At 36.4% G+C, this 25,042-nt stretch carries 23 protein-coding genes and 1 pseudogene; 5 read left to right on the top strand and 19 right to left on the bottom strand.

All coding sequences use genetic code 11. The features are described 5' to 3' along the window. Nucleotides 1-11 precede the first annotated feature (11 nt). The 7 genes from HMPREF0980_RS14905 to HMPREF0980_RS14875 all read right to left on the bottom strand — a co-directional run bounded on the left by HMPREF0980_RS14905 (nt 12) and on the right by HMPREF0980_RS14875 (nt 6,939). Nucleotides 12-2,423 carry a CRISPR-associated helicase/endonuclease Cas3 gene (locus HMPREF0980_RS14905; RefSeq protein ID WP_049729885.1) on the bottom strand — a complete coding sequence of 804 codons (2,412 nt, stop codon included), beginning with the start codon at nt 2,421-2,423 and terminating at the stop codon, nt 12-14. A 357-nt stretch (nt 2,424-2,780) separates the two neighbouring features. Then, nucleotides 2,781-3,371: a class I SAM-dependent methyltransferase gene (locus HMPREF0980_RS14900; protein WP_049729884.1), complete on the bottom strand. Its 591-nt coding sequence runs from the start codon at nt 3,369-3,371 to the stop codon at nt 2,781-2,783. Continuing rightward, nucleotides 3,368-3,598 carry a hypothetical protein gene (locus HMPREF0980_RS14895; protein ID WP_147629843.1) on the bottom strand — a complete coding sequence of 77 codons (231 nt, stop codon included), beginning with the start codon at nt 3,596-3,598 and terminating at the stop codon, nt 3,368-3,370. Before HMPREF0980_RS14895 ends, HMPREF0980_RS14900 begins: the two co-directional genes overlap by 4 nt. 350 nt (nt 3,599-3,948) lie before the next feature. Then, nucleotides 3,949-4,278: a hypothetical protein gene (locus tag HMPREF0980_RS14890; RefSeq protein WP_147629842.1), complete on the bottom strand. Its 330-nt coding sequence runs from the start codon at nt 4,276-4,278 to the stop codon at nt 3,949-3,951. A 124-nt stretch (nt 4,279-4,402) separates the two neighbouring features. Further along, entirely contained in the window at nt 4,403-5,596 is a 1,194-nt protein-coding gene (locus HMPREF0980_RS14885; protein ID WP_008818896.1) for a site-specific integrase, read from the bottom strand. A 78-nt stretch (nt 5,597-5,674) separates the two neighbouring features. Continuing rightward, nucleotides 5,675-5,878 carry an excisionase gene (locus HMPREF0980_RS14880; RefSeq protein WP_002607397.1) on the bottom strand — a complete coding sequence of 68 codons (204 nt, stop codon included), beginning with the start codon at nt 5,876-5,878 and terminating at the stop codon, nt 5,675-5,677. Further along, nucleotides 5,878-6,939, bottom strand: coding sequence for a replication initiation factor domain-containing protein (locus HMPREF0980_RS14875; RefSeq protein ID WP_279222308.1), 1,062 nt, complete (start codon nt 6,937-6,939; stop codon nt 5,878-5,880). Before HMPREF0980_RS14875 ends, HMPREF0980_RS14880 begins: the two co-directional genes overlap by 1 nt. A 495-nt stretch (nt 6,940-7,434) precedes the next feature. On the opposite strand from HMPREF0980_RS14875, the gene HMPREF0980_RS14870 reads away from it, so the two are divergent. The 5 genes and pseudogenes from HMPREF0980_RS14870 to HMPREF0980_RS14845 form a co-directional block, all read left to right on the top strand. Continuing rightward, the gene (locus tag HMPREF0980_RS14870; RefSeq protein WP_002322214.1) at nt 7,435-8,106 is read left to right on the top strand and encodes a helix-turn-helix domain-containing protein; all 672 of its coding nucleotides are present in this window, start codon (nt 7,435-7,437) and stop codon (nt 8,104-8,106) included. Nucleotides 8,107-8,416: 310 nt separating this feature from the next. Next, on the top strand, nt 8,417-8,896 hold the full coding sequence (locus HMPREF0980_RS14860; RefSeq protein WP_002322212.1) for an MGMT family protein: 480 nt from the start codon (nt 8,417-8,419) through the stop codon (nt 8,894-8,896). A gap of 307 nt (nt 8,897-9,203) precedes the next feature. Further along, on the top strand, nt 9,204-9,698 hold the full coding sequence (gene dfrF / locus HMPREF0980_RS14855) for a trimethoprim-resistant dihydrofolate reductase DfrF (RefSeq protein ID WP_002322211.1): 495 nt from the start codon (nt 9,204-9,206) through the stop codon (nt 9,696-9,698). A gap of 83 nt (nt 9,699-9,781) precedes the next feature. Then, a complete protein-coding gene (locus HMPREF0980_RS14850) occupies nt 9,782-10,177 on the top strand; it encodes an SRPBCC family protein (RefSeq protein ID WP_010775277.1) in 396 nt (131 codons plus the stop codon). 26 nt (nt 10,178-10,203) lie between these two features. Then, nucleotides 10,204-10,518, top strand: a pseudogene (locus HMPREF0980_RS14845) (TfoX/Sxy family protein); the annotation flags it as partial. Between the two features lie 226 nt (nt 10,519-10,744). On the opposite strand, the gene HMPREF0980_RS14840 reads toward HMPREF0980_RS14845, so the two are convergent. The 12 genes from HMPREF0980_RS14840 to guaA all read right to left on the bottom strand — a co-directional run bounded on the left by HMPREF0980_RS14840 (nt 10,745) and on the right by guaA (nt 25,040). Further along, nucleotides 10,745-11,626, bottom strand: a complete 882-nt coding sequence (locus HMPREF0980_RS14840) for an aminotransferase class V-fold PLP-dependent enzyme (protein ID WP_049729881.1) — start codon at nt 11,624-11,626, stop codon at nt 10,745-10,747. Then, nucleotides 11,626-12,021 (bottom strand): DNA sulfur modification protein DndE, encoded by a 396-nt coding sequence (gene dndE / locus HMPREF0980_RS14835; protein ID WP_049729880.1) that lies wholly within the window; start codon nt 12,019-12,021, stop codon nt 11,626-11,628. Before dndE ends, HMPREF0980_RS14840 begins: the two co-directional genes overlap by 1 nt. Next, nucleotides 12,018-13,958 carry a DNA sulfur modification protein DndD gene (dndD, locus tag HMPREF0980_RS14830; RefSeq protein ID WP_049729879.1) on the bottom strand — a complete coding sequence of 647 codons (1,941 nt, stop codon included), beginning with the start codon at nt 13,956-13,958 and terminating at the stop codon, nt 12,018-12,020. Before dndD ends, dndE begins: the two co-directional genes overlap by 4 nt. A gap of 1 nt (nt 13,959) precedes the next feature. After that, nucleotides 13,960-15,453 (bottom strand): DNA phosphorothioation system sulfurtransferase DndC, encoded by a 1,494-nt coding sequence (gene dndC, locus HMPREF0980_RS14825; RefSeq protein WP_147629841.1) that lies wholly within the window; start codon nt 15,451-15,453, stop codon nt 13,960-13,962. 171 nt (nt 15,454-15,624) lie between these two features. Next, nucleotides 15,625-17,529 carry a DUF262 domain-containing protein gene (locus HMPREF0980_RS14820; RefSeq protein ID WP_049729877.1) on the bottom strand — a complete coding sequence of 635 codons (1,905 nt, stop codon included), beginning with the start codon at nt 17,527-17,529 and terminating at the stop codon, nt 15,625-15,627. Between the two features lie 20 nt (nt 17,530-17,549). Continuing rightward, nucleotides 17,550-18,263 (bottom strand): HNH endonuclease, encoded by a 714-nt coding sequence (locus HMPREF0980_RS14815; protein WP_049729876.1) that lies wholly within the window; start codon nt 18,261-18,263, stop codon nt 17,550-17,552. A gap of 20 nt (nt 18,264-18,283) precedes the next feature. Next, a complete protein-coding gene (locus HMPREF0980_RS14810) occupies nt 18,284-18,760 on the bottom strand; it encodes a hypothetical protein (protein WP_049729875.1) in 477 nt (158 codons plus the stop codon). A 3-nt stretch (nt 18,761-18,763) separates the two neighbouring features. Continuing rightward, nucleotides 18,764-20,662, bottom strand: a complete 1,899-nt coding sequence (locus HMPREF0980_RS14805) for an ATP-binding protein (protein WP_049729874.1) — start codon at nt 20,660-20,662, stop codon at nt 18,764-18,766. Beyond that, nucleotides 20,652-20,837, bottom strand: a complete 186-nt coding sequence (locus HMPREF0980_RS14800; RefSeq protein ID WP_049729873.1) for a hypothetical protein — start codon at nt 20,835-20,837, stop codon at nt 20,652-20,654. Before HMPREF0980_RS14800 ends, HMPREF0980_RS14805 begins: the two co-directional genes overlap by 11 nt. Next, nucleotides 20,837-22,741, bottom strand: a complete 1,905-nt coding sequence (locus HMPREF0980_RS14795; RefSeq protein WP_049729872.1) for a DEAD/DEAH box helicase family protein — start codon at nt 22,739-22,741, stop codon at nt 20,837-20,839. The genes HMPREF0980_RS14800 and HMPREF0980_RS14795 overlap by 1 nt, the downstream gene beginning before the upstream one ends. 52 nt (nt 22,742-22,793) lie before the next feature. Next, complete coding sequence (locus tag HMPREF0980_RS14790; protein WP_049729871.1) at nt 22,794-23,132, bottom strand: helix-turn-helix domain-containing protein; 339 nt, start codon at nt 23,130-23,132, stop codon at nt 22,794-22,796. 360 nt (nt 23,133-23,492) lie between these two features. Further along, nucleotides 23,493-25,040: a glutamine-hydrolyzing GMP synthase gene (gene guaA, locus HMPREF0980_RS14785; RefSeq protein WP_049729870.1), complete on the bottom strand. Its 1,548-nt coding sequence runs from the start codon at nt 25,038-25,040 to the stop codon at nt 23,493-23,495. Between the last annotated feature and the right edge of the window lie 2 nt (nt 25,041-25,042).

Below are 25,042 nucleotides of genomic sequence, written 5' to 3'. Positions count from 1 at the left end.
TTCTCACCACCTTAAAAATTTGTAAATTCTATTACCGGCTCTATAGAAACACCTGTCTCGCGGCTGTAATAGTTCTCACTTAAAACCAATATCCGGCCATCGCATACATCTGTAATCGCATTTCCCAGTTCCCTTCTCAGCCAATCCGAAATACCCACTGTGTATTTCTGCAGCTTTCTTATTACCTGCTGTTGTTCATTTAACGATATGTATGGATTGCGCAATGTATCTATCAGCTCCTTTGCAGTATTATCATACTCCACGACCACATCAGCTTTCCCGTCTTCCGGTATGACTTCAAACAAATCCCCGGCAGTTTTAAATGCCTGTTTTAAAAACTTGTGGCTGCCCTTATACCTTTGCTTTACTGACGACCATACTTTTGCATTTGCAGACAACATGTTTAACAGTGTGTCGTCTCTTCCAGCAATCGAAACCAAATAACTCATTTCTTCTTTCCTGCTGTCCATATAAAATCCATAATACATCTCGACAGCTCTTTCCGAGTCCAGACGATTTTCAAAGGCTTGCGGCTGTTTCTCAAACTGGTACAGCACGCGTTCCATTGCTTCCTGTGCCTTTACGATATCCCTCAGCATGGATACGTTTTCTGCCTCTTTTGACATTTTTATAATATATACATTTCCACTCTCGCCTTCTTTATTACGGTTACATCGGCCTGCCGCCTGAACAACGCTATCCAGTCCCGCAAGGGAACGAATAACACAGCGAAAAGAAATGTCTACTCCTGCTTCTATTACCTGAGTCGCAATGCAAATTATCTTTTCATCAGTTTCTTTGAGCTTCTTTTTGATTTCACTCAGCATATCCTGCCTGTTTTGCGGACACATATTCGTACTGAGATGGTACAATACATACTCCGAACCCTCGCATCTTTCCCTCAGATATTTGTATGTCTGTTCCGCACATCTTTTTGTATTGACAATCGTTAAGACCCGTTCCTCTTCTTCCGCCCTTTTCAGAATGAGCTCTCCAAGCTCTTCCATTGAAAATCCCGAGCCGGTCAAATTCGTTTTATCATGAATTACCGTTCTCAAAAACAAGTCTTCCTGCATCTTATCTAATCTTACAATATCCATTGGATAATTCAACTTACACTCCGGAATCCTGTCCAAAAGCGGCTGAGTGGCCGAGCATAAGACAACGGTAGATTCACAAAAGCCGGAAAGAAAATTGACCGCCAGATTAAACATTTTAATCGTTCTAACCGGAAGTGCCTGTATTTCGTCGAAAATAATCACGCTGTTACAAATATTGTTCATCCGCCGTATATTTTTCGACGATGCGGAAAAGAGCGTGTTCAAGAACTGCACCGCCGTCGTAACAATAATCGGGCTTCCCCAGTTCTCAGCCAACAAATCATATTTCTTTCTGTCTTCTTCCTGTTCATGGAAAACATTGCTGTGATGCTCCAGCACAATCTCCGGATTTCCCACGGCTTTCCGGATCTCCTCCGCATTTTGCTCCAGGATGCTGGTAAACGGAGCGACATAAATAATGTGCTTCTTCCCATGCGCCAATGCATTATTCAGCGCAAATCCCAAGGAGCTCAACGTCTTACCCGAACCGGTAGGGACAGTCAGGCGATACAAACTCCCCGCCTGCTCCCCTTGCGTCATGCAGCGACTCAAGATTTCCGTTCTTATCTTACTCAGTTTTGAATCTTTCGGAAAGCTGCTCATGTAAGACAGAAAATATTCCCTGCATTCAGCCCATATTTCCTCTCTTCCGCGCACCTCCTGTATTCGATCTTCTATTCTTTCATTCTGCATAAAACAGGCCGTATCCGACCAGTCGGAATCTATCAAGACCGATAACAGTATTCGCTCATACATCCCGACGAAAAAATTCTTGTGGAGATTTCTTTCTTTGATATCTATATGTTCCGCATACTTTTGCAGCTCGCCCAAGATTTTAGCAAGTCTTTTCCTGCTTTCACAAAATTGATTTTCCAATTTATTTTTATCGTTGTACTGATAAAACCTTTCCGGAACCTGCTGTACGTTTTCCCTTTGCTTCAGTCGTTCATCAGCCAGCATTTTCCCGTTTTCAGACAAGGCATCGGCTATCCCATGGTGACAGTATATCGGAAACGCCATCATCTGCACCTCCATAGAACCTGCCGCAAATTGCTCCATTAGATAGCCGCCGGCCGTCGAATGGTTCACTTCACCCCGGTGGGTTTTTTCTCCGTCAATATTCTTTTGTAAGTATTCTTGAACTTCAGGGCGATACTTCCCCGCATCGTGAAAATTACCAATTAATCCGGTAATTGGAGACAGATTCTCTAAAGAACAGTTTTTCTCTGATAGAAACGAAACATTTGAATTGTGTTCTGAAACAGATTGAATAATAACTTTGTCATTTTCATTACGAATATGTGCAATATAGGAATCTACCATATTGTTATCCTCTTGTGGTTTGGGTTAAAGCACGGATGAGATTCACCCATCCACTGCTTCTCACTTTAATATACTACCTTTTTCGATCCGCAAATCTTTATTTGACAATTTTATTTTATCATTCTTACCATTTTTTGTCATCTTTTTATGTTTAGGTATTATACAATAGTAAAAATATTATTTTTAACACTATTTATAGGTACATGGGCAGCATCTAATATCAAGTTTTCGAGATCACATCATATTCCGAAAACATTGGCTCATAAATAGGCGCCAGCCATTGAGTGATGGCTTGTTGCAAAATACGGTAGCGCTTCCTTGTCTGCCGCACTCCAATGCCGAATTATCTCATTTTACCTATACCGCCCTTGCAAGCACATTTATCCACAATTCCTGCTTCCGCTCTTGCCTTACGTCCTCTGTTCTGAACAGCTTAATAATCTTCAAATCCTTCAGTCCATTAAAAACTTCCCGCAGTTGGGCTTCATCATAATAATTAAAAAAACGTCCGTCTTTGACTCCTTCGCCCTCGCCATACTTCAGTGATATATATAGAATGCCCTCTAGATTCAACGCCCTTTTCAGTTTTTTAAGAATCTCTGGCATATCTTTCTTTTCTATATGTACCAGTGAGGCACATGCCCAGATACCGTCGAATTCCTGGTCATACTCTAATTCTTCTATCCTGCCACAGATTACTTCCTGTCCGATGTATTCCGAGGCAAGCCTTGCCAGCGCCGGCGAACCGTCTAACGCCTCGACCTGATACCCATGACGGATAAAATATCTGCTGTCCCTTCCGCTTCCACAGCCAAGGTCAAGTATCCTCCCCCGTGGTTTTACCAATGAAAGAAACGGCTGATACACGTCATGCATATCAGCCGAAACTGTTGTCTCAAAGAATCTTTCTGTATACATTTCATAATAATCAATACTTGTCCTTTTCATTCCAATACCCAATTCCGAAATCCCATACGCTGTGCCGCCTGATAAACCGGAAGGATAACCTCTTCCAGACTACTGGTAAATTCCTGTCTGTCCAGCCCCTTGCGGTATAATCTCATCCTTACTTCCATGTTATTGACGTGCTCTTTCTGAAGCTTTTCAAACTCCTTATGTACCTTTTCATACTTCCACATCTTTTGATAAGAACAATACTCTATCTCACTTAACAACGGGAAATACTTTTCCCAATCTGGAAGCTGATTGCTTTTTCTACTGTTAATACTTCTTTACCTTCTCCAGCTGACGTTCCACCGGTGACTCCAGTTTATTAACTATCCCCGGTACGCTTGGATTGCGCCTCTGCAGATACGTAATAAGATTATAGCGCTCTCAATTTCTCAAGTTTTATTTTCCTACAAGTTGTACGTGATAGCTTCAGTGTGAAAATCAATATCTAACCAAATTCATATCAGACAGCACTCCCATTCCTATGTTCATTTTACACTGCATATTTAAATTTCTTGCTAAATTTTCTATATACTATATATGTTCCTCATATTATAATTTGAATGTGAGCTTTTTATGCACTTTGCTCTGCTTTAACCCACTTGATTATATCACTCAACTCTTCAAAATCAATTAACTCTTTTCCCCAACTTATCCTAATCGCCTCTTCAATTATCTTTTTCTCCAATCCCATTGCCTGGAGAACATAACTAGGCTTATATTCATATGAGGAAGTGCAAGCAGAACCATTAGATACACCTATCCTCCCCTGTGACATTAACATAAAAGCTTCTGAATCTATTCCATCAAAGCTGATATTAAGCGTATTCCCCATAGAATAATTTATATCACCATTACAGAAAATTATATATGTCTTTTTGACTATCTTTTTATATCTTCTCAAATGTCCGCAAAGCCTTATTTTATCGGCTCTACGGGCATTTTGCTTTTGTGGTAAACCTCACATATCTAGGTCTATCTTCTTATATTTTCGCTATCAAGCGTGGTTAAAATCGTGGTAAATACTTCTATGCGATTAGACGCTGAACCTCTGATTTTGCGGTATCTATGGACGCATGAGCGTACCAGTTCATTGTGATACTGATATTTGAATGCCCCATGATATACTGTAAATCTTTCGGGTTCATGTTCTTGCTTGCCAGCCTTGTGCAGAATGTATGGCGTAGCGTATGCGGTGTGATATGTGGCAAAGGGTTATCCCTATGGTACTTGTTGTATTTCTTTACCATACGGACAAAAAGCATATTGTAATCAATCGCAACTTTGGGCTTGCCTTTCTGATTGACAAATAGAAAGTTGCCCCGTCCGTCTATCACAAATGGTTCTGCCTTTGGGCGTTTCTTCATCATTCGTTGAAATGCCTGTATCGTTTCTTTGCTTAATGGCACTTGCCTTGTTCCGCTTTTTGTCTTAGGCGTTTCAATATAATAGCCTTGTTCCTTGCTCTTTAGTAACTGGTGGTCGATAACCACAACCTCATGGATAAAATCAACATCCATGATTGTCAGTCCGCATAGTTCCGAAATACGAAGTCCTGTTTTTAACAGTATCAGCACATCATCATAATACTTGTGATACACGTTGTCCGTCCTGATGAATGACAGTAGGGCTTGTTCCTGTTCCTCTGTCAATGCGACTTTCTCTTTGGTATCATTTTCTAGGACTTCACTTAACTTGAAATCAAAAGGGTTTTTCCTTACACAATCGTCTTGTATGGCGATATAGAATGACGCTTTTAACGAGCGTTTATGGTTGTTAATGGTATTGTAGGAAAAGCCTTTCTCTTTCATGCGTAACGCCCATTCTTTAGCGTCAGAGGGTTTGATTGTATCAATGCTCCTAGCACCTAACTTGTCCTCTTTCAATAACCGCATAAGTTGTTCCCGTTGTTTCTGTGTGCTTTTCTTCACATTTGCCCTCTGTGCGTTCTGTTTGGCGTAGAGTTGGCAAAGCGTCATTTTCTTGCCTGTGCTGTCGATACCGTCCTCAATATCCCGTCTTATCTGCTGTTCCAGTTCACGAAGTGAGGGTTTTTCCCGTTTTCCCTTTGGTGTCGGGTCTGTGGGTGTCAATCTCCAAGCATACACATATTTTGTGTTTCCAAATGCGTCCACATATTTATATAAGTATTTTCCGTCTGTTCGTTGGCTCTCTCCAGTATGCAGGATACGACCTTTGTTATCCCGTCTTTTTTCTTTCATGGTGTCTGCTCCTTTCCTTGTTGGAAAGAGCCTTGATATGACTTGTGTTCATCATAACACATACAAGGCTCATTTGCATTAGATTGCGTCCAATTTATCAATAACCTGTTCAAACTGTCGGCGTTTAATCTGTATGCGGTTGCCATTCATAATGAGCCAGCCAGCGTCCTTGTTTTCCTCTGCCAATCGTCTTAACTTGTTTTCTCCGATACGGAAATATTTTGACGCTTCTTCAATGGTAAGGGTGTATTTTTCCCATACGGGAATATCGTTGTTATTCATCAGATACCCCCTTTCCCATGTTTCGTGTCATATTGGATATAAGGGATAAGGTCGGTGCGGTTTATCCTCTGTAAATGGGCGGTTAATTTACTGGAAAGGGAATTACTGTATCTTGCCTTATCAAGCATAGTTCCCACTTTTTCCAGTCCACCTAATGCGTCATGTTCTTCCAAGAAGTAAAAACTTTTGACAGCGGAAATCACGCCACCCTCTGTGAGCCATTGCTGTGTTTCTTCAAGGGAATTTTGCTGTTTTGGTACTTGCAGTTTTAAGACTTCCACAGCCCCTAAAAAGCGTTCCCAAAACCGACAAGTTTTCCACCTGCTCTTATTACTTTCGTTTCTGTTTGGTACGACAAAGCGTAGGTTGTTTGCCAATAGCCCGAAAGCCAGTTCTCCCAGTTCCAGCGGTCTGTCCTTGAATGTCATGGCAAAAGCATGAGCCTTATCATCACGCAGTTGCATTTCTGTCCGTTTCCAACTGCCGACTTCATCAAGTGTCTTATTATGTTTTGAACAGACTTCCTTATCCTTGTCATAAAAGCGGTAGGACAATCCCGATTTCCCAGCACCGATATAAACGGTCTTTGCGGTGTCGAAATCATCAAACTTGCTTTCGTCAAAGTGGTAGCCCTCACTATTCGAGATAAATTCCTCTTTTTCGCATTTCTTCTTTATCTGCTCTATGGTAAAAAATGGCTTTTCGTTCTTATCATCAATGGCAATATCCAGTCTAGTGAAATGGAAGTTATCCAGTCCATATCTTCGCTCACAATGTTTGAACATATCTCCAAAGGTATAATTCCTACTGTCGAGAATACGGAAAATATCATCACAACCTCTGCCAGTCATAACAAGATAACAGCCTAGCCCTTGTGGGTTGTCCTCTGTCTTTCTTGCGTCCCCCGATACATAAATATCTCCAATCTGCCAGCGTGCTTGATAAGTCTTGAATTTAATGCTTGCCGGATAGACATTGAAAATATCAGTCGGTAAACCTAAAATGTGCATGATGACATCTTCGGCGGTTGCAGTATCGAATACAATACTGATGTAATCAATCTTAACGGATAAATTTTTGTGTGTAGTTATAGTGCATTACTCCTTTCGTACTTCCCGTTTTTTGCGGGGTAAAAATCGTGTTTTTTCCTTTATTTATCACAGTTTCTAGGTACTATGACATGTATGCGCAGGGCGGTGTTACATATACGCCCTTTATGAACGCCTAAAGGCGTTCCCTTTCTTCCTGTGTCTGATCCGTTCTTAACGCTCACGAGCCTTGTAAGGCTCGTGGCTAAACGGAACAGCCCCAGTCAGAAACCTTATTTTCGGTCTGATAGTCTATGCTTATTCATGCTATCAAAATGAAAATACATCTTTTCTATGCTTACTCAAGCGTGTGATTGACCCTAGCGTGCTTAATCACTCTATCTGATACGATAATAACGCCATTAGAATTACTTGTCAAGAAGTTTTTGTTGACTTTTAGATATATATTAAGTATGATATGCTTATAAATACCAAGAAAAGCAATGAAAGGAGTGTTTATACTAAGTCATGGAGCATTACGAAAAGAAAATCAGTTTCTTAGGAGAGAACATACAGACCATAAGAAAGCATAGAGGAATGAAACAACAGGAACTTGCGGACAAAATCGGTATCAATATGCAGAGCCTTTCCAAGATTGAACGTGGCGTGAATTATCCTACCTTTGATACGCTGGAAAAGATAATGGACGTGCTGGGAGTAACACCCAATGAATTATTGTCGGGAGAATGGAAGTATATTGACCACACCGAGCCCTATATCATGGATATTATCAAACGGGAACAAGACTTCAATGTTTCCTTAGATTACCTGTCTGAAAATGAATTTTTCGATGATGAAAAAGAATGCACATTTTACAAGGCATATAAACTCATACAGTATATCCATAACTACATTACCAATGAGGTTACGGAGTTGGAAGAACTTATGGAAATCAAGCAGTTGATACAGCGTCAAAAACTGGAACGCATGATAAAAGTACATAAGGAAATGCGAGGGTTAGACCGATACAGAGAACAGCCCAAAGAGTATAAATACCATGACCCTTATGATGATTGGATATTTCGTCAGCTTGCGGATATAGACAACAGAAACAACATTCCCGACACTTCTCCACAAGTAGACTTCAATGAAGCAGACTATGAAGATTATCTAAAGGCGAAATGGAACAGAGGTCTTTAATTTCCTCTTGCATGGAAGATACAGCAAACAAAAAGCCCAGTAAAGAGTGCAAAGCACCACCAATGGTGGCAAGGCTCTTGACAGGGCTTTTTCTTTTCTGTTGTGGGGTAATCAAGAGGAAGAAAGAAAAAGTGTGCATTTTTGTTCCATAAATGCTAAGGGTATGCTGATTTTTATTGTGGCGGATATATGGAACTGTTATAATATGGATATGAAGAAAGCGACAAATTTGAAAGTGTTAATAATTTTCAAACAGCCTCATTGCATGGAAATAAGAAACAGACTATCCTTAAAGTAGGAGGTGGCACAAATGGCAAATGAAGATAAAAAAGATTTTAATGCTATGTTGCATGATAGTAAGGATATGCCAAAATTTCAAATTATCATAGACCAGAAAAGTATTGAGAAATATGGTGGAAACAAAATGTATTTTGCTCCCCCGATTGACTATGACAAAGTAATGAAAAAAGTTCCGTATGGTAAAGTGATTACGGTTGGAAAAATACGAGAACACTTTGCAAAATTGAGTGGTGCAGATTTTACAGAGCCGATTACAGCGGGTATATTTGTTTCTATTGTAGCGTGGGCGAGTTATCAGCGTTCCGAAGATGAAACACCCTATTGGAGAACATTAAAAGCAAACGGAGAATTAAATGCTAAATATCCAAATGGTATTGAAGCACAGAAAGAAAAATTAGAAGCAGAGGGACATACCATTATTCAAAAGGGGCGTAAAAATATACGATACTATGTAAAGGACTATGAAAATTCTCTTTTTGATTTGAAATAGGCAAATTCTATTTCACAATTTCATATCTCTATACACAAAGCAGTTAGTCTTAGGATTGACTGCTTTTTTCATACCTAAATTTCAGATTGGAGTGATGAAATGGTGTTTGTTAGAGCTGTTCAGTAAGATTATCGGTGCATAAAATTTTATTGTGGTGCAGATATGAAAATGATATAATGTGGATATGAAGAAAGCGACAAACTTGAATTTGTCGAGCTGGTTAGTTCGAGATAATTTTGAGTTTGTTAAGATGTGGTGCACTTGATGGAATCACAGGTACGACATCATATTATGGAGGATGAAATAGATGATAGGTTTGATTGTTGCGAGGTCAAAGAATAATGTTATAGGCAAGAATGGTAATATACCATGGAAAATAAAGGGAGAACAAAAGCAATTTAGAGAGTTAACAACGGGTAATGTGGTTATTATGGGGCGAAAGTCTTATGAAGAAATCGGTCATCCGTTGCCTAATAGAATGAATATTGTTGTTTCCACCACAACAGAGTATCAAGGAGATAATTTAGTTTCAGTTAAATCATTAGAAGATGCATTATTATTGGCTAAAGGACGAGATGTATACATATCTGGTGGATATGGACTATTTAAGGAAGCTTTGCAAATAGTAGATAAAATGTATATCACAGAAGTAGATTTAAATATTGAAGATGGAGATACATTCTTTCCAGAATTTGATATCAATGATTTTGAAGTTTTGATAGGGGAAACACTTGGTGAGGAAGTGAAATATACGAGAACATTTTATGTAAGGAAAAATGAATTGAGTAGATTTTGGATTTAGGGTGTTTTCATAAATATATTGCTTTTTATGCATATATAAATTGTTGTAAGACAAATTCCAGTTTGAAAAGGGGAAATGAAAAAGTGGCAATTTCAAATATAAATACAATTATTAGTAATGATATTCAAAAAGTTTGGAACATTGTTTTAGCTGTTGATAAATATAACTCATGGCGAAGTGATTTGAGCAAAACAGAAATAATAAATGACAAACAATTTATTGAATACACAAAAAATGGATATGCTACTACATTTACCGTTACCGTTGCAGAACCATATAAACGCTGGGAATTTGATATGGAGAATAGCAACATGAAAGGTCATTGGATTGGTGTTTTTATAGACAAAGGGAATGAAACACAAATAGACTTTACAGAAAATGTGATACCTAAAAAGTGGTTTATGAAACCTTTTGTAAAAACCTATTTGAAAAAACAACAAAAGCAATTTGTTCTGGACTTAAAGAAAGCATTGGAATAATAAAATTCAAGATTGGAGGGTTGGAAATGGCTTCAAGTAAAGATTATTTACAATTTGTTTTAGAACAATTATCAGAATTACAAGAAATAACATATCGTGCAATGATGGGAGAATTTATTATTTATTATCGTGGAAAAATCGTTGGCGGTATATATGATGATAGGTTACTTGTAAAACCAACAAAGTCTGCAATTTCTTATATGCCGACAGTTACTTATGAAATTCCATACGAAAACGCCAAAGAAATGTTATTGGTGGAAGAAGTTGATAATAAAGATTTTCTGACGGGGTTATTTGATGTGATGTATGATGAACTACCAACGCCAAAACCTAAAAAGAAAAATAAACAGCTTCTAGTTTACAATTTCATATCCATATACACAAAGCAGTTAGTTTTAGGATTGACTGCTTTTTAAAAAGACACCATTTAGGTGTAATGATGTCTTTTGGGTGTTATTTTATAGGTCATATCAAGGCTCATTCAATCGTGGTAAATTCGTGGTAAAATGAGTTTTTTCTATACTTCAAAATACTTGAAAGTATAGTGTTTATGCGGATAATCGAAAATTAGATATAAAATTTAACACTAAATTTTATACCATTTATACTTAATATTTGTAACAGGCCCTTTAGGTTTTTTAAACAACCCGATTTATAATTTATATGATTTTTCAAACAGTTGTCACATGCAATGCCAAATCCTGCAATTAGCGCCACCGGAAGTGTCCCTGGCCTTAATCCCAGCTCTTGACCCCCTCCGAACATTATTGGTTCTATAGATGGCCTCTTTCCATTTTTCATCCTGGTTACTATTGCCCCTACACCTTGTGGCCCATACATCTTATGTGCAGATATTGATAATAGATCATATTGAAGCCGCTGTATTTCATCAACTAATTTTCCACAACTCTGAGAGGCATCTACATGAAACAATACCTCTTTATCTTTTAATTGTTTTCCTAACTCTTCAACCGGTTGAATTGTGCCAGTTTCATTATTAACATGCATAACACTCACCAATAGGGTATCTTCGCGAACTTTATCCAACACTTGTCCCGCATCAATCCTACCATTCAAATGAGGATATATCACATCAACTTCAAAGCCCCTTTTCTCCAGCTTCCTTATAGGCCCCAAAATAGATTTGTGTTCTATAGCGGTCGTAATAATATGTCTTTTATTTTTACTAATCCCTTCCTGCTCTATTCCTAGTATAGCTATATTATTGCTTTCAGTAGACCCGCTGGTAAAAATAATCTCATTTCGCTTAGCACCTAACAAGGCAGCAACTTGTTCCCTCGCTCTTTCAACTATCTTTTTCGCATTGCTACCATAAGAGTGCGTCCTACTATCTGCATTTCCGAAATTATTTGTATATATCTCAACCATATACTCTAAAACATTATTGTCGATAGGTGTAGTCGCATTATAATCCAAATATAGTCCCACTATAATCCCTCCTCCCTATTATCTATGGAAAGAAGTAATAAATCATCCAAAGATTTAATCATGTTGGTGCCTGATAAAAACGAAATTCCTCTGCTTAAATGCAGTTTAAAATATTTAGATAGAGTAGCATTATCAGTGGGTAAATTGTCTTTAATACATCTAGCTTTTATTAATGATTCAAACAACTTATAGTTCTCGCCACCAAATGTAATCCATGACATCTCGAGATTGCTATCTGAAGGTTGCTCAACATCAACCGGAATTGATGGCTCATTTAACGAAAAACACAAAGCCCATCTGCATAAAACATTCCAGTTTTGAATACCCGTCTTCCCTTTCAATCTAGATAACTTATCTTTATCACGAATAGAAAGCTTAATCTGCTTTAGAATCATTTTATATCCCTCCTAAAATAGCCCTCTTCCACAGTTGAACTCATAGTATCTTCATGATACTGCAATATGTACTCTTTTCCTATGTATTCTTTCAACATCATATATTCAGAAGAAGTTATCTCTTGATCTGTTGACAGTATTATTACTTGTTCACTTGCATATGGAAAATAATTATTAATTAAGCTAGCACGATGTTGCGAATCAAGACGGGCCAGCGGAGTGTCAATTATTAATGGAAACTTAGCTCTTGCACAAATTCCCAATGCCCATAGCATAGCAATAACTAAAAGCTGTTTTTCCCCTGCTGATAGGATCATCTTATCTACCTTTTCATTTTGGTTATTATAATACAAAAACTCTAAAGTTTCAGAATCTATAGAAATATAATTAATTAATCCCTCCTTTGCTATTAACCTTTTAAAGCATTCTGTCATTTTAGTTGCAAGTATCTCTACCTTTAAACTTTGAAGTTCTAGTTTATATTTACTTAAAATATTGATTTGCTGCAGCACATACTCTATAACTCTTTTTGCATCGTCTGCAGCCTCAAGTCCTTCTATAACTTTTTCCAATATTCGTACTCTACCTTTTTCTAAACTTTCAGCTCTGGCAGTTAACTCCTTCAGCACGTTTTCCAATGTTTTTATCTTATCATCTTGGATAGCTATTTCTGCTGTTTTTTCTTTTATTCTGCTATATAACGTCTCTACTTCAACATCATCTGTTTTTATTAATAAATAATTTTCCAGCTCTTCAATTCTTTTATTTAACTTTTTCTTTTCCTCTATTAGCATCCTTGCTCTTTTACTATCATTACAAATTGTTTTTTTAGTGTTTTTTAATTGGTATCTTCCTTCCTCATCTAATCCATATATAAGTGGAGTTTTATTAGCCTTTAAATTAATATAGTGCAGAAAATCTTTAATATCTGCGGTATTTGACTTCGTACTACAGTAACCCAAGTAAAACTCAGGAATTCGTTTTAGTAATATCTCTATTTCACGTTGTTGCTGTTCCTGCTCTGTTTTATTATATATTTCATCAAGAAAGTCTTCTACCATTTTTAGTGGTAAGTCTCCCGCTGCAATCTCCAACAATTCAGTTTCAATATTCTTATAATTTTCCTTTACTATTTCATACTCCTTTTCAATTTCCTGCTTATGAACGGAAAAATATCCTCCAGCCATTGTATATTTTTCTTCTAATTCTTCCAATTCTTTTCTTAGATACTTATTATCTTTTCTTATTTTCTTTAGTTGTTCACTGTTTAACTCTAATTGGCGTTTGTTTTCTTTTATCGCATTTTCTTGCACTTTAAGTTCGATAGTATAATCACTTTCATTTAAAGCCTTCAATTTTTTTGATTCCACAATTTCTAAATCATGAATAAGCTTTTCTATAAGGTCAATCCCTAAAAGTGATTTTATCGAGTCACTAATTTGCTCTTCATTTTCAGCAGATGCGAGTTCTGAAATCTTCTCACCATCAAAAAAGAAAAAAGGTGCTACTGCATGCGGTAAAATTTCTTCAATAAGCATATCCCAACTTTCAGATAATGCTTTATCTTCTATTCCATTCTTCCACGCTTTAGTTTCCACCTTCAAATGCTTTGTTTGTATATTCCAACATCTTTTTACTCTATACTCCATATCAACTTTATCTAATTTCACGTAAAATGACAATTCAACAACACATTTATCCCTATTTCCTTTAGTATTAGAAATTTTCCGCAAGTAACCATCAAATTTTTGGTGACTACCTATTAAATTTCCAGAACGCTTCCCATAAAGCGCCAACAATACAGCCTCCAAAACTGTAGTTTTTCCGCGTCCGTTCATCCCCCCAATTAAAATGATCGGTTTGTCACATTCAAAATCTAATTCATTTTTGTTTACAAAAGCTCCTATATTTTCTAACATAAGCTTTTTTAACTTCATTTTAAGCTCCTCCGCTGTCTCCTGTATCAGTCAGACCCTCTATACTTTCCGCTTTCTGGTTATATGAGACCCCCATGTCCTTCTTTCTTTTAACTCTATGTAATGCAAATTCTGTCGCGTCCTTTTCGTTTTTAAAATAACACTTTGTAATTTCATTTTCCAGGCTATTATAAATCCCTTTCCTTTTTTGCAAAGTAGAAAATCTATTTTCTATATCCACCAAACGATACGAAAGCTCAAACGCTAATTCTTCCTCAGGATAATTATCCTTACAAACTCTCTCAAGAAGTTTCCATTCCTCATTCCCATATGCACTACCATAGTGGTATTCTAAATTTAGCTTCTCACCAGTAACTTCTTCATAAATTCCAGGAAGAGTATCTTGAAATTCATGCTTTTCTTCCAACCATATCTGGCGAATTTTATTTAATTCTGCTTCTGTTATAAGTTTTAAATCTTTAAACTCTTCTGGACCCTCTACATTAATTTGTTTTTGTATTTCCAACAATCTCCGTAGCCAATGCTCCCTGACTTCCTTTTTATAGGGTCCATGTACAAGCCGCCCATTATAAAGAAAAACATTGCCTTTTATTTTGCGAAAATCCCTTCTATCTCTATCCCGTTCCGCATCCCCTATTTCATTCCGAAATTCAAGCAATGGCATCATCCATTCTTTTTGTGAATCATTCATTATCATTGCTTCCATTGATTTATCTTTCTCAACCATAGTACACATCCAACACCCAAATCGGCTTTTCCCACAGCTGGGCGTATCCGCAGACATGACAATAGGGCACTCCGCATCAGCAGAAGCACCTCTGTATAAACTCATCAAATCTTTATTTGAATACCCCCAAGGATTTTTATACTGTAATAAAAAATACCAAACATCATCATCAGACCAATTCTCTAATGGTGAAAATACCAACTCGTTTTGTATGCTGCCATTAGGGCTAAGATAATCTCTTACCCTCTTTTTCTCATAGTAATCCATATTTTGTGCGCGATGTGCACTTTCAGCTTTGCGAGTCCCCAGTAGCAGAATTGCTTCTCCATAAGCAGAAACTACATCATGAACAAATTTGTTAGATGGTTTTATTTTCAAGCGGTCTGTACACCACCGCATCGTAACTCTTGGATATGGATAACCACGGCCCAATAAATTGACCCAAAAAGTATCATTAACTTGGGGGGTCAATCTATGCTTCACAAAAGGCATATCCTGTCTCTCGGATTCTCGTTCTATAAATCCTAATGAATTTTCTACCCACTTTGCAATCACCGGAGATTCTACCAACGTATCTGTACTGATAACATGTATAACTTTATGTTTCCGTTGTTCTAATGGCAATTCCTTCAATGCCAACCATACTAACTGCAAAGTGGCCGTGCTGTCTTTACCTCCCGAATATCCGATAACCCATGGAATATCATCTTCTAGATACACTTTTTGTATTATTTTATAGGTATTTTGTATTTCCTTTTTTGTAATCATCTGTAATCCTCTCATTTGAAAATGCCTGCAATGAAACTATATGCAGGCATTATTTAATATTATATATCAGATGAATTTTTAATACAAGAAATATATTGTCAATGCATTACTTTTTACCTTGATTTCACTCTGCTTGTTTTTCATATTTATACCTTAAACCTTACTTATACTTCAGTTGTTCGTAAACACTTCCCTCATTTTCCTTTCTATATTTCTTAATAAGTTTTCCTGATGCTCTTTATCAAAATATTCTTCTAAAAATATTTCATACCTTCCCTTTATTTCTTGTATCTCTTTATTTTGACCTTTTAAATCACATAATTTTTTATAACTGTTCAAACTTTCAATATCATCAACAATAACTGATATATGATTCGGTAGTGAAGTATCCGCAAACCACTCTTTTAATATTTTAATTTTAGTTACAACATCTTGACTATTAAGCTTTTCATTTAGTTTGTGTTCAACAACTAAATAATTGCCTATCTTTTGTTTATATTCATTTATTAGATTGACCTCTCTTAGGGAAAATAGCTGCTTTTCTCTGCCTTCCTCAATCCAATCTACATTTTTATTTTTATTATCATGAACAATTAAATGTTCTAAATTATAAAACTTTTCAATATCCCATTCGCTTTTAAAATATATATTGCTTAAAAAATTAGTTTGAATGTCATAATTATCCAATATACTATAATAATCAAAAAAGTATTCCTCATCAAATTTAGTTTTTATTCTAAACTTATCCATTCCTTTCTTTCTTAGTTCCTTGGTAGTTGTAACAACCATAGGTATAGTTGGTTGATTAAATAATGATTCAAACAAAGTCTTGTCCATTGCCTCTTTATCTTTTTTTCCTCTACATAAAAAGGTAAAGCTATATACATAATAATCAGAAATAATCTGTTTAAGGGTAAATGCACTGCTTATTTTCTGTATTTTCGCACTCTTCAAATAATGTAATAACATTACAAATGGTAACTTATGATATTGTGCCACAAAATGAGTTGTCTTTTTCTTATACCTTAATATTCTAGCACACATTTTCTTTAGAGCTTTATAATCATCAGCTTTATTTTCCACTACTTCTGAACAGATATCCTCAAACCGATATTCACAATTACTAATTTCTTCATTAAAAGCAAGAATATCATTTCCATAACCAATCATGTCATTTAGCAACGATTCAATAAATGTTTTACTTTTATCAAGTAAATAATGCTGTTTATCTACCAAAAGTCTTTCCGATATTTTAAATGGAGGTTTACTCAGCAAATATAAATACAGATATTGATCCATCCCGTTATATCCAAACTTCTCTTTAAACTGAATTGAAAGTATCTTTAATTCCTTCCATATATCTTTTAATTCGTCATACCTATCATAATCATATTTTTTAAAACAATAACCTTTAAAAATATCTTCTACGTCCAATTGTTGTGCTTTATCGTTTATATCTAAATAAACCTCTTCGATTGGCGTATTTTCATCAGAATTTATGAATATCAATAAAGTACTATATTTTAATTTTTTAGTAAAATCCTCTATATCTGTAACGCTATCTAACTCATGTATAAATGAAACTATTTTATTATATAAATTGGCAAATGATTCCCTCTGCTTGTATATGTCCGCATTTTCTTCTATACATAGTTCATATTTGCAATTATTAGATTTTACAAATTCACCTACGGAATCATTTTTTAATATAAAATTATTGTCACGTCGTATGTACTTTACTACGCTTAATTGGTCCGCATTGAGACTAATATCACCCTCGTTATGATGTTTATTGTAAAGTGCAATAAATATCAAAAATAAAGTTGTTAAACGTTGCTGACCATCTACAATTTCATAATTAGCACCTTTCCGTTCCAACATAATATATCCTAAAAACTTCATATTACTTTTAATATCGTTTAGAAATGTTTCAACCATTTCTTCTGTCCATTTATACTCTCTTTGATATGCTGGTATCAAATAATTATTTATATCTTCATCGAAATTTTCACTTATTTCTTTATTTTCTCGCTTTATTCTAAAAACTTCTTCTACTTTTGCGACAAACGCTCTCATCTTATGTAAGCTCCTATAATTTATTTTTTCTTATTAATTATACTTTTTAAGTCCTCTATAGATAAAACTATCCCTTTTTTCCTATGTATCATTCTATGACAATTAGAGCATACTGGAACTAAATCTGTATCTGCCTGCACTATCTCCTCTTTATCTAGAGAACTCAATGGTTTCACATGATGAATCTCAATAAATCCTTCACCCCATTCTCCATATTTTTCTCCAAAGTTCATTTTACAACAGCTACATGTTAACCCGTGATGTCGAATGGCTTCTTTTCGCAATTTGTCATTTCTCTCATAGTGGTTTGTAAAATAAGCTATTTTCTTCCCCTCTTTAACCCAAATTTCCACCTCAAAATTGCCTTCCTTTATCTCTTCCTCACTATTTTCATCATTAATAAGTTCAACCTTCCATGCCTCCGTGTCATAATGAAAATTAATCCATTTTGCAAATTTTCTTTCAGCAATTTGTCTTGTCAATTCAGAGGGCCAATACATTTTTGTCCTCATACGTTCGCTATTTTCCATTTGTATATACGAGAGATACTCTTTGTGATTGAAATTTAAAGCAATTTCTTTCTTAAAACCTCGCCCCAAAGCTTCTACTCCCCAATATTTACGAAGTTGTATAGGTATTCCAGTTTGATTATACTTAATAACTGATTGGTCTATTTCCTTTTGTACTGTTAAATCATCAATAATCATCCAAGAAAAAATATTATTATTTTCCATGTACTTCTCCTTCGTAAGTTTTACGTAACTTCATTTTTCTGAAAAATCATAAAGTATTCTCTAAAAAAAGAATCTAGTTCAAAGGGCCTTCCGCTCATTTGTTCCTCCAGGACATCAATCCCTCTTGCAGCATATTGATTCAATCGTTGCTCACCTTTAGATGTAAGCAATGTTTTTGAACTTGAGTCAATATATTCTACCATTAGGCGTTCCATTTCATCCGCATCATCTTCGCTTATTCCTTGCAACTGTATTTCAGTTGCGATTAATAATCCTGCAATAAATTCCTTACACTCACTATATTCATTCGGGTAATCATCAAAAAATTCCGAATCCTCCAATTCTGCATTTTGATCATATTTGCCGTACACCAAACCAGCCAAAAGAGAAAAATAATATTCATCAAAACGTAATTTGAATTTGGTTCCACTTTTATCTTTTTTATCAAAAATATTATTGAAAAACGGTCCTGTCTTTTTGGGCATTCTAAATGGCATTTTTTACCCCTCCTCAACTTGAAATTGTGAAAAATAATCCTTGCCTTCTGTACATTTTATACTTCCAGAACTCTCTTCCACTGTTATATAGCGTACACTTTCTAATCCATAAAAACTTTCTCCAAAACCAGCCACCTCTCCAGATGTTACAAAAATAATTAACTGTTGAAATAACTCTGGCAAAATACTGGCTACTTCTCTACGCACTTCCAAATCCATAGATGCGGCCGGAGAATCTACTACAAAAGGAAATTCTATTTGGGAATGTTCAAATAGAGAACCAATATAAGCATATGCAACAGCCAAAGTTTGTCCCTCGCTAACTGCCGCTCTGCCTTTCAACACCAAATGCCCCTCTATCTTCTCTATTTCAATAAAATCATTAGAGATAATTTGCTCAATTTTTCGATTTGCTTCCAGCAAAATATTCTTTTTTAACTTTTCTAAAGTTTTTTCTTTTATTCTAGATATGTACCGTTTTACGGATTCTGCTTTTTTAGTAAATTCATATGTATCTGTTTCACGCAAATAATTTTCTTTTGCATTTTCCCAGAACTTTTTCGCTTTTTCTATATTTGTATTTTCATTTAAGTTTGGATACATATTATAATCTTTAGTTTCCAAAAGCTCGCATTTATTTTTGAGACTCCGAATGTCTCCTCGGAGGACATCTATATCATCCTTTATTTGTGATATTTCATCATCGCCTCTATTTACAGCCTCAAGCTCAATTCGATCTAAATCATTCCCAAGTTCATGTAACTGATCAACAAGATTTTCAAGCTCATCCAGTCTCCTTTTTATAATATCTGAACTTTCATACTTTCTTAATGTATGTTTTATTGCATTCAACACTCCAAACTGTTCTTGTCCTAAATACCTTTGGGCGTTAGATAATATTGCTTCTTTCTCCTCTTTCCCTATGCAATGCCCACAGACACACCTAGGACTTTCTGCTAACTCTTTAAAAAACTCTTGTGCCGTTGCTTTAGGTAATTTTAAAACTTGCATATTTTTTGCAAGCCACTTTAACCGATTATCTAAAATACTACTCACATTATAAGGTTTTTTGCTCTGTTCCAAGATATCACCCATAAGAACTTGTAACTGTTCCCTCATTTTCTTTTCCTCTGACAACAGTCGGTTACGTTCATCTTTTAATTTGACATCTGCAGCAATTATATCCTCATACTTATTATTTAAATTTTTCAAATTCTTCTCATACTTATTTATAGCTTGTTTATGTTTTTCTAATGTTTCAATCAAATTGCAATATAGCTTTTCACCTTTCTCCATTTTCCCTTTATAAATTTTTATACTTCTTTCAAAAGATTTATCCGAATTCTCTTGCCTAATTTTTACCATATGATTTATTTCTGATATTAACCTATCTAATTTATTCACTTCATATAGATAAACAATGGCTCTTTCTGCTTCTTGATTTCCTACACCTAATGTTTTTTTTGCTTGCTCCCCATCAAATATAAAACGATTAACAAATTCTTCCTGATTCAGTACACCACGCAAATTAACAGGTAATTTTCGCCCATCCTCCAAACCACCACGCTCTTCAAAAGAACTAGTTTGAAAGTACGCTTTACCCATAAAGTAATCTAGAGATAAAATGTAATGAAATCTTTTATTCCCATATTCTATTTTCAAATGAAACTCGCCTTTTTCAACTTCGTGGCTTTTAGGCCGAAATGCTCTGACTTCCTGAGCATTCCATGTTTCAGCCTTACCACTCAAAACTGCTCTAATTAAATTAATTGTTGTTGTTTTCCCCGTTCCATTTCGCATCATGATTAATGAAATTTTTTTGCAATCAGTTGTCAAATCCAATTCAACGTCTTTAAACTTTCGTATATTAACATATTTCCATCCTAGTATTCTAATTCTCACTTTCATCCTCCGTAAAATCAGCATTTAAAACAATATTTTCTATTTCTGATGCAGAAACTGAATCAGCATAATAATTTTCAATCAACTTATTAAATTGTCTTTTGAATTTTTCCTTTTCATCTAATCCAGAGACTACTTCTGAAATAGCAATCTGCAATTCATTATAAATTTCCATTATTCTATCCTCCGTGTATTTGCAAGATTAGACAACCATTCTCTTCTTTCCCTATCCGCTTCAATCTCTTCTTGCAATTCATCTTTTAAATTCACACAGATAAAGTCAACAACATTTGCTCTTTTATCAGGTTCATTTGGATTGACTCTTAAACTACGCCCTATCCTTTGTGTAGTAACTAATTTGCCCCTATCTGATGAAAACAAAAAAATGTTCTTTACCGCTTTAATATCTATCCCCTCAGATATTTTTTTACATGTCAATAAGCATTTGATTTCTCCTTTTGCAAATTTCTGTAATTCTTTTTTCTGATCTTCCGCATAATACGTATGATACTTATAAATATATTTTGTTAGAATATTTTGTACACTTATCCCATACTCCATAGTCTCAACAAAAATAATACATTTATCTAACAACTCCGGTCTATCTATTATCAAACGTTCAAATAAAGGAAGTTTTGAAATCGATAACTTATTCACTCTAGATAGTTCCCTATACATTACTTCCTCGCTAAAACATTCTCCATTCGCTTTTTTAGCCTCGAATGACGCAATAATATCTCTTTTTCTTTTTCTCTCCAAATCAGTTAATTCATATTCTAAAGGAAGATAATCAAACTCGCATAAAATACCTCTTTGAATAGCTGTTTGAAGTCCAAATTCATATATAACTTCCCCTATTTCCTCTTCAATAAATCGATTTCCATCATGGTCAAATTCCCTAAGTGGTGTTGCACTCAACCCCAATCGATACTTGAAATGCTTTATTTTATTCTGCAACTCTCTCCTCAAAGATAAGGCTCCCAATCTATGAACCTCATCAAAAACCCATAATGTTTTATCATAATTATTTTTTCCGTACTTTGTAAGGCCTTTTACAGTTTCTAAAACCTTATCTGCATTTAAAGACAAAATTAATATACACGATTGTTTGCAAAGCAAAAATTTCGACAGCTCCTTATAACCTGTTTCATAATATCTAAATATCTTAAATTCTTTTAACCTTATCAGAGTCTCTTTATGCCACTGATCCAATAGATCATTGCCGTAGGTACAAATTACAATTCTTACTATTGTATTAGATTCAAGCAAATACTTAGCAATTTTTATTGCCGTATATGTCTTTCCCGTTCCTGTCGCCATCTCTAGAATGCCATGTTTGCAATCTAAAAACCTATCCATAGCTTCATCTTGATGACTCCATTTGTTATCATTTGCTTGAGGTAAAATATATGGTCGTTTATCATCCCTTAATTTGAATATTTTCTTTTTCACTGCTTCAGTCATTTTATAGCACAAAATATTTTTGTCAGCATTATCCCATAACCTTTTAAATTTTTTTCTTACCATGTCAGAATAACTGTCAGTCCCATTCCAACATGGAAAAACCATAATTCCCTCATAATTGGAAAACCCTTTTTTACTATCATTAATAGAACCTACATAAGATATAACCTTTTCTCCATTATAAAAATTTCCAAATTTATCATGAAAGTCCCCATCTTCTAATCGTTTAATCGGGACTGCAAACCGCATCTCTAAAACCTCATCATAAATCATCCAAGCAAAAAGATTCCTAGTATTCTCTTCCATTTCATATTTTAATTTCTCTATGCCTAAATCAACTAATTTCTCAATATATTCTTCTCTTTTTATATCATTTATTTTTTCAATTATTTCCAAATCCCTCGCATCTACAATTGGACTTGTTATCCATTTTGCTTTACCACCATGGCTTACAAACTCAGCCATCCCTTCTGCATTATGTTCAATCCATCCCGTTGTAAAATAGCCAACTCCCCGTTCAAATCCATCTGCCCATTTTAAACAAGGCAGATAAAATTCATTTACAAGGTCGTCTTCCGATGTATTGTAACTAATTTTTATTTTCGGGTACTCCATGAAATTCCTCCAAATAATATTTCTATAATGCAAAAAAGAAAATAATCCATTCTTAGATTACTTCCTTCGCCGCCACTATCCCCTGTACATAATCAACTACTTTTTCTTTTTCCCTTTCTGATAATGAATCCCATGTATTCAATACTTCCTTTTGCTCTTCTGTCAAATCTAAACGTACTCCACCCTCAGCAAAAAATTGCGAAAGCGTTATACCAAAAGCGTCACAAATTTTACTTAAAGTTGTAAAAGTTGGTACACTTTTTCGCTTCATTAAATTTGATAAAGAAGATTCACTTATACCTGTTTTCTTCGAAATAGCATACATACTCATATTATTATGCTTCAGACACAATTCCTCAATTCGATTAACAATATACTTTTCATCAAGCAAGTATTTTACACCTCAGTTCGCAATTATTCTAAGATTATTCTATCTTGTCCAGCGTAAAATTATTAGCTTTTATATAAATATGTAATTTACTTCTTTTAAGGGAAGCATAACACTGTCTGTCATGATATACATCCCTTTATTAATTTTAGTAGGTAACTTTTACAGTTTAATAACAATCAAGCTTTATTTCCTCGTATCTACAAAGTCTGATTCTTTATACTTACACTATAAAAACGGTACAGATATAAGAAAAAGGCCTGAACAGCGTTTATTGACTCTGTTCAATGCCTCTCTTTTTATACTCTTATCTCAGGTTTTTAAATTTTATATTTCATCGTTCGTTTCTGGGTTACATACATTCTACTCGAACTCTATCGTCCCCGGCGGCTTCCCAGTGCAATCATACAGCACCCGGTTCACATGCGCCACCTCATTCACAATCCGGCTCGTCACCTTCTGCAGCACGCTCCACGGTATCTCCGCAGCCTCCGCTGTCATGAAGTCGACCGTATTCACCGCCCGTAAGGCCACCGCATAGTCATACGTTCTCTCGTCACCCATGACCCCGACGCTCCTCATATTTGTAAGTGCGGCAAAATACTGACCGATTCCTTTATCAAGTCCGGCGTTCTGAATCTCTTCCCGGTAGATTGCATCCGCATCCTGGACCATCTTCACCTTCTCGGCCGTCACTTCTCCCACTATGCGGACTCCAAGTCCAGGCCCCGGGAACGGCTGGCGGAACACGAGGTACTCCGGTATCCCCATTTCCAGCCCGGCCTTGCGGACCTCATCCTTGAAAAGATCTCTGAGCGGCTCGATAATCTCCTTAAAATCCACATAATCCGGCAGGCCTCCCACGTTGTGATGGGATTTGATGACGGCGGATTCTCCGCCGAGGCCGCTTTCTACTATATCCGGGTATATCGTCCCCTGTACGAGGAAATCCACAGCTCCGATTTTCTTCGCCTCCTCCTCAAACACGCGGATGAATTCCTCACCGATAATCTTCCGTTTCTCTTCCGGCTCTGTCACGCCGGCAAGCTTTTCGTAGAATCTCTGCTGTGCATTGACGCGCACGAAGTTGAGGTCATAATTGCCCTCCGGCCCGAAGACTTCTTCTACCTCGTCGCCTTCATTTTTCCGGAGCAGGCCGTGATCTACGAACACGCATGTGAGCTGGCTTCCGATTGCCTTGGAGAGCATGACTGCTGCCACAGAGGAATCCACGCCGCCGGAGAGGGCGCAGAGCACCTTGCCGTCCCCTACTTTTTCACGGATAGACCTGATAGACTCTTCCACGAAAGAGTCCATCCTCCAGTCACCGGCGCATCCGCACACGCCGTGTACGAAATTGGACAGCATCTTCGTGCCTTCTGCCGTGTGGAGTACTTCCGGGTGATACTGGATAGCATAGAGCCTCTTCGCCCCGTTCTCTGCCGCGGCCACGGGACAGTCCGCCGTATGGGCCGTAACCTCGAATCCGGGCGCGGCCTTCGAGATAGAGTCAAAATGGCTCATCCAGCATATGGTCGGGGAAACGACTTCCTCAAATATTTTTGACTCCAGCTTATCTATCATAACTTCCGTCTTACCGTACTCCCTGACATCCGCCCTCTCTACCCTGCCGCCAAGCAGATGCATCATGAGCTGTGCGCCGTAGCAGAGGCCGAGCACTGGTATCCCGAGCTCGAACAGCTCTCTGCTGTAAGTCGGCGAGTCCGCCTCATAGCAGCTGTTCGGACCGCCCGTCAGGATGATGCCCATCGGATCCAGTTCCTTAATCTTCTCAATGTCTGTTTTATAAGAATAGATTTCACAATATACATTGCACTCTCTGACGCGGCGGGCTACAAGCTGGTTGTACTGGCCGCCGAAATCTATCACGATTACCAATTCTCTCTTCACAA

The sequence above is a fragment of the Dorea sp. D27 genome (assembly GCF_001185345.1).
GTDB lineage: Bacteria > Bacillota > Clostridia > Lachnospirales > Lachnospiraceae > Extibacter.
This window is presented reverse-complemented; position numbering and strand designations above follow the sequence as displayed.

What these genes read in the sequence shown, in the direction of transcription:
- HMPREF0980_RS14905 (WP_049729885.1), bottom strand. Translation starts at nt 2,423, where the DNA reads ATGGTAGATTCCTATATTGCACATATTCGTAATGAAAATGACAAAGTT.
- HMPREF0980_RS14900 (WP_049729884.1), bottom strand. Translation starts at nt 3,371, where the DNA reads ATGAAAAGGACAAGTATTGATTATTATGAAATGTATACAGAAAGATTC.
- HMPREF0980_RS14885 (WP_008818896.1), bottom strand. Translation starts at nt 5,596, where the DNA reads ATGAAAGAAAAAAGACGGGATAACAAAGGTCGTATCCTGCATACTGGA.
- HMPREF0980_RS14880 (WP_002607397.1), bottom strand. Translation starts at nt 5,878, where the DNA reads ATGAATAACAACGATATTCCCGTATGGGAAAAATACACCCTTACCATT.
- HMPREF0980_RS14870 (WP_002322214.1), top strand. Translation starts at nt 7,435, where the DNA reads ATGGAGCATTACGAAAAGAAAATCAGTTTCTTAGGAGAGAACATACAG.
- HMPREF0980_RS14860 (WP_002322212.1), top strand. Translation starts at nt 8,417, where the DNA reads ATGGCAAATGAAGATAAAAAAGATTTTAATGCTATGTTGCATGATAGT.
- dfrF (WP_002322211.1), top strand. Translation starts at nt 9,204, where the DNA reads ATGATAGGTTTGATTGTTGCGAGGTCAAAGAATAATGTTATAGGCAAG.
- dndE (WP_049729880.1), bottom strand. Translation starts at nt 12,021, where the DNA reads ATGATTCTAAAGCAGATTAAGCTTTCTATTCGTGATAAAGATAAGTTA.
- dndD (WP_049729879.1), bottom strand. Translation starts at nt 13,958, where the DNA reads ATGAAGTTAAAAAAGCTTATGTTAGAAAATATAGGAGCTTTTGTAAAC.
- dndC (WP_147629841.1), bottom strand. Translation starts at nt 15,453, where the DNA reads ATGATTACAAAAAAGGAAATACAAAATACCTATAAAATAATACAAAAA.
- HMPREF0980_RS14820 (WP_049729877.1), bottom strand. Translation starts at nt 17,529, where the DNA reads ATGAGAGCGTTTGTCGCAAAAGTAGAAGAAGTTTTTAGAATAAAGCGA.
- HMPREF0980_RS14815 (WP_049729876.1), bottom strand. Translation starts at nt 18,263, where the DNA reads ATGGAAAATAATAATATTTTTTCTTGGATGATTATTGATGATTTAACA.
- HMPREF0980_RS14810 (WP_049729875.1), bottom strand. Translation starts at nt 18,760, where the DNA reads ATGCCATTTAGAATGCCCAAAAAGACAGGACCGTTTTTCAATAATATT.
- HMPREF0980_RS14800 (WP_049729873.1), bottom strand. Translation starts at nt 20,837, where the DNA reads ATGGAAATTTATAATGAATTGCAGATTGCTATTTCAGAAGTAGTCTCT.
- HMPREF0980_RS14795 (WP_049729872.1), bottom strand. Translation starts at nt 22,741, where the DNA reads ATGGAGTACCCGAAAATAAAAATTAGTTACAATACATCGGAAGACGAC.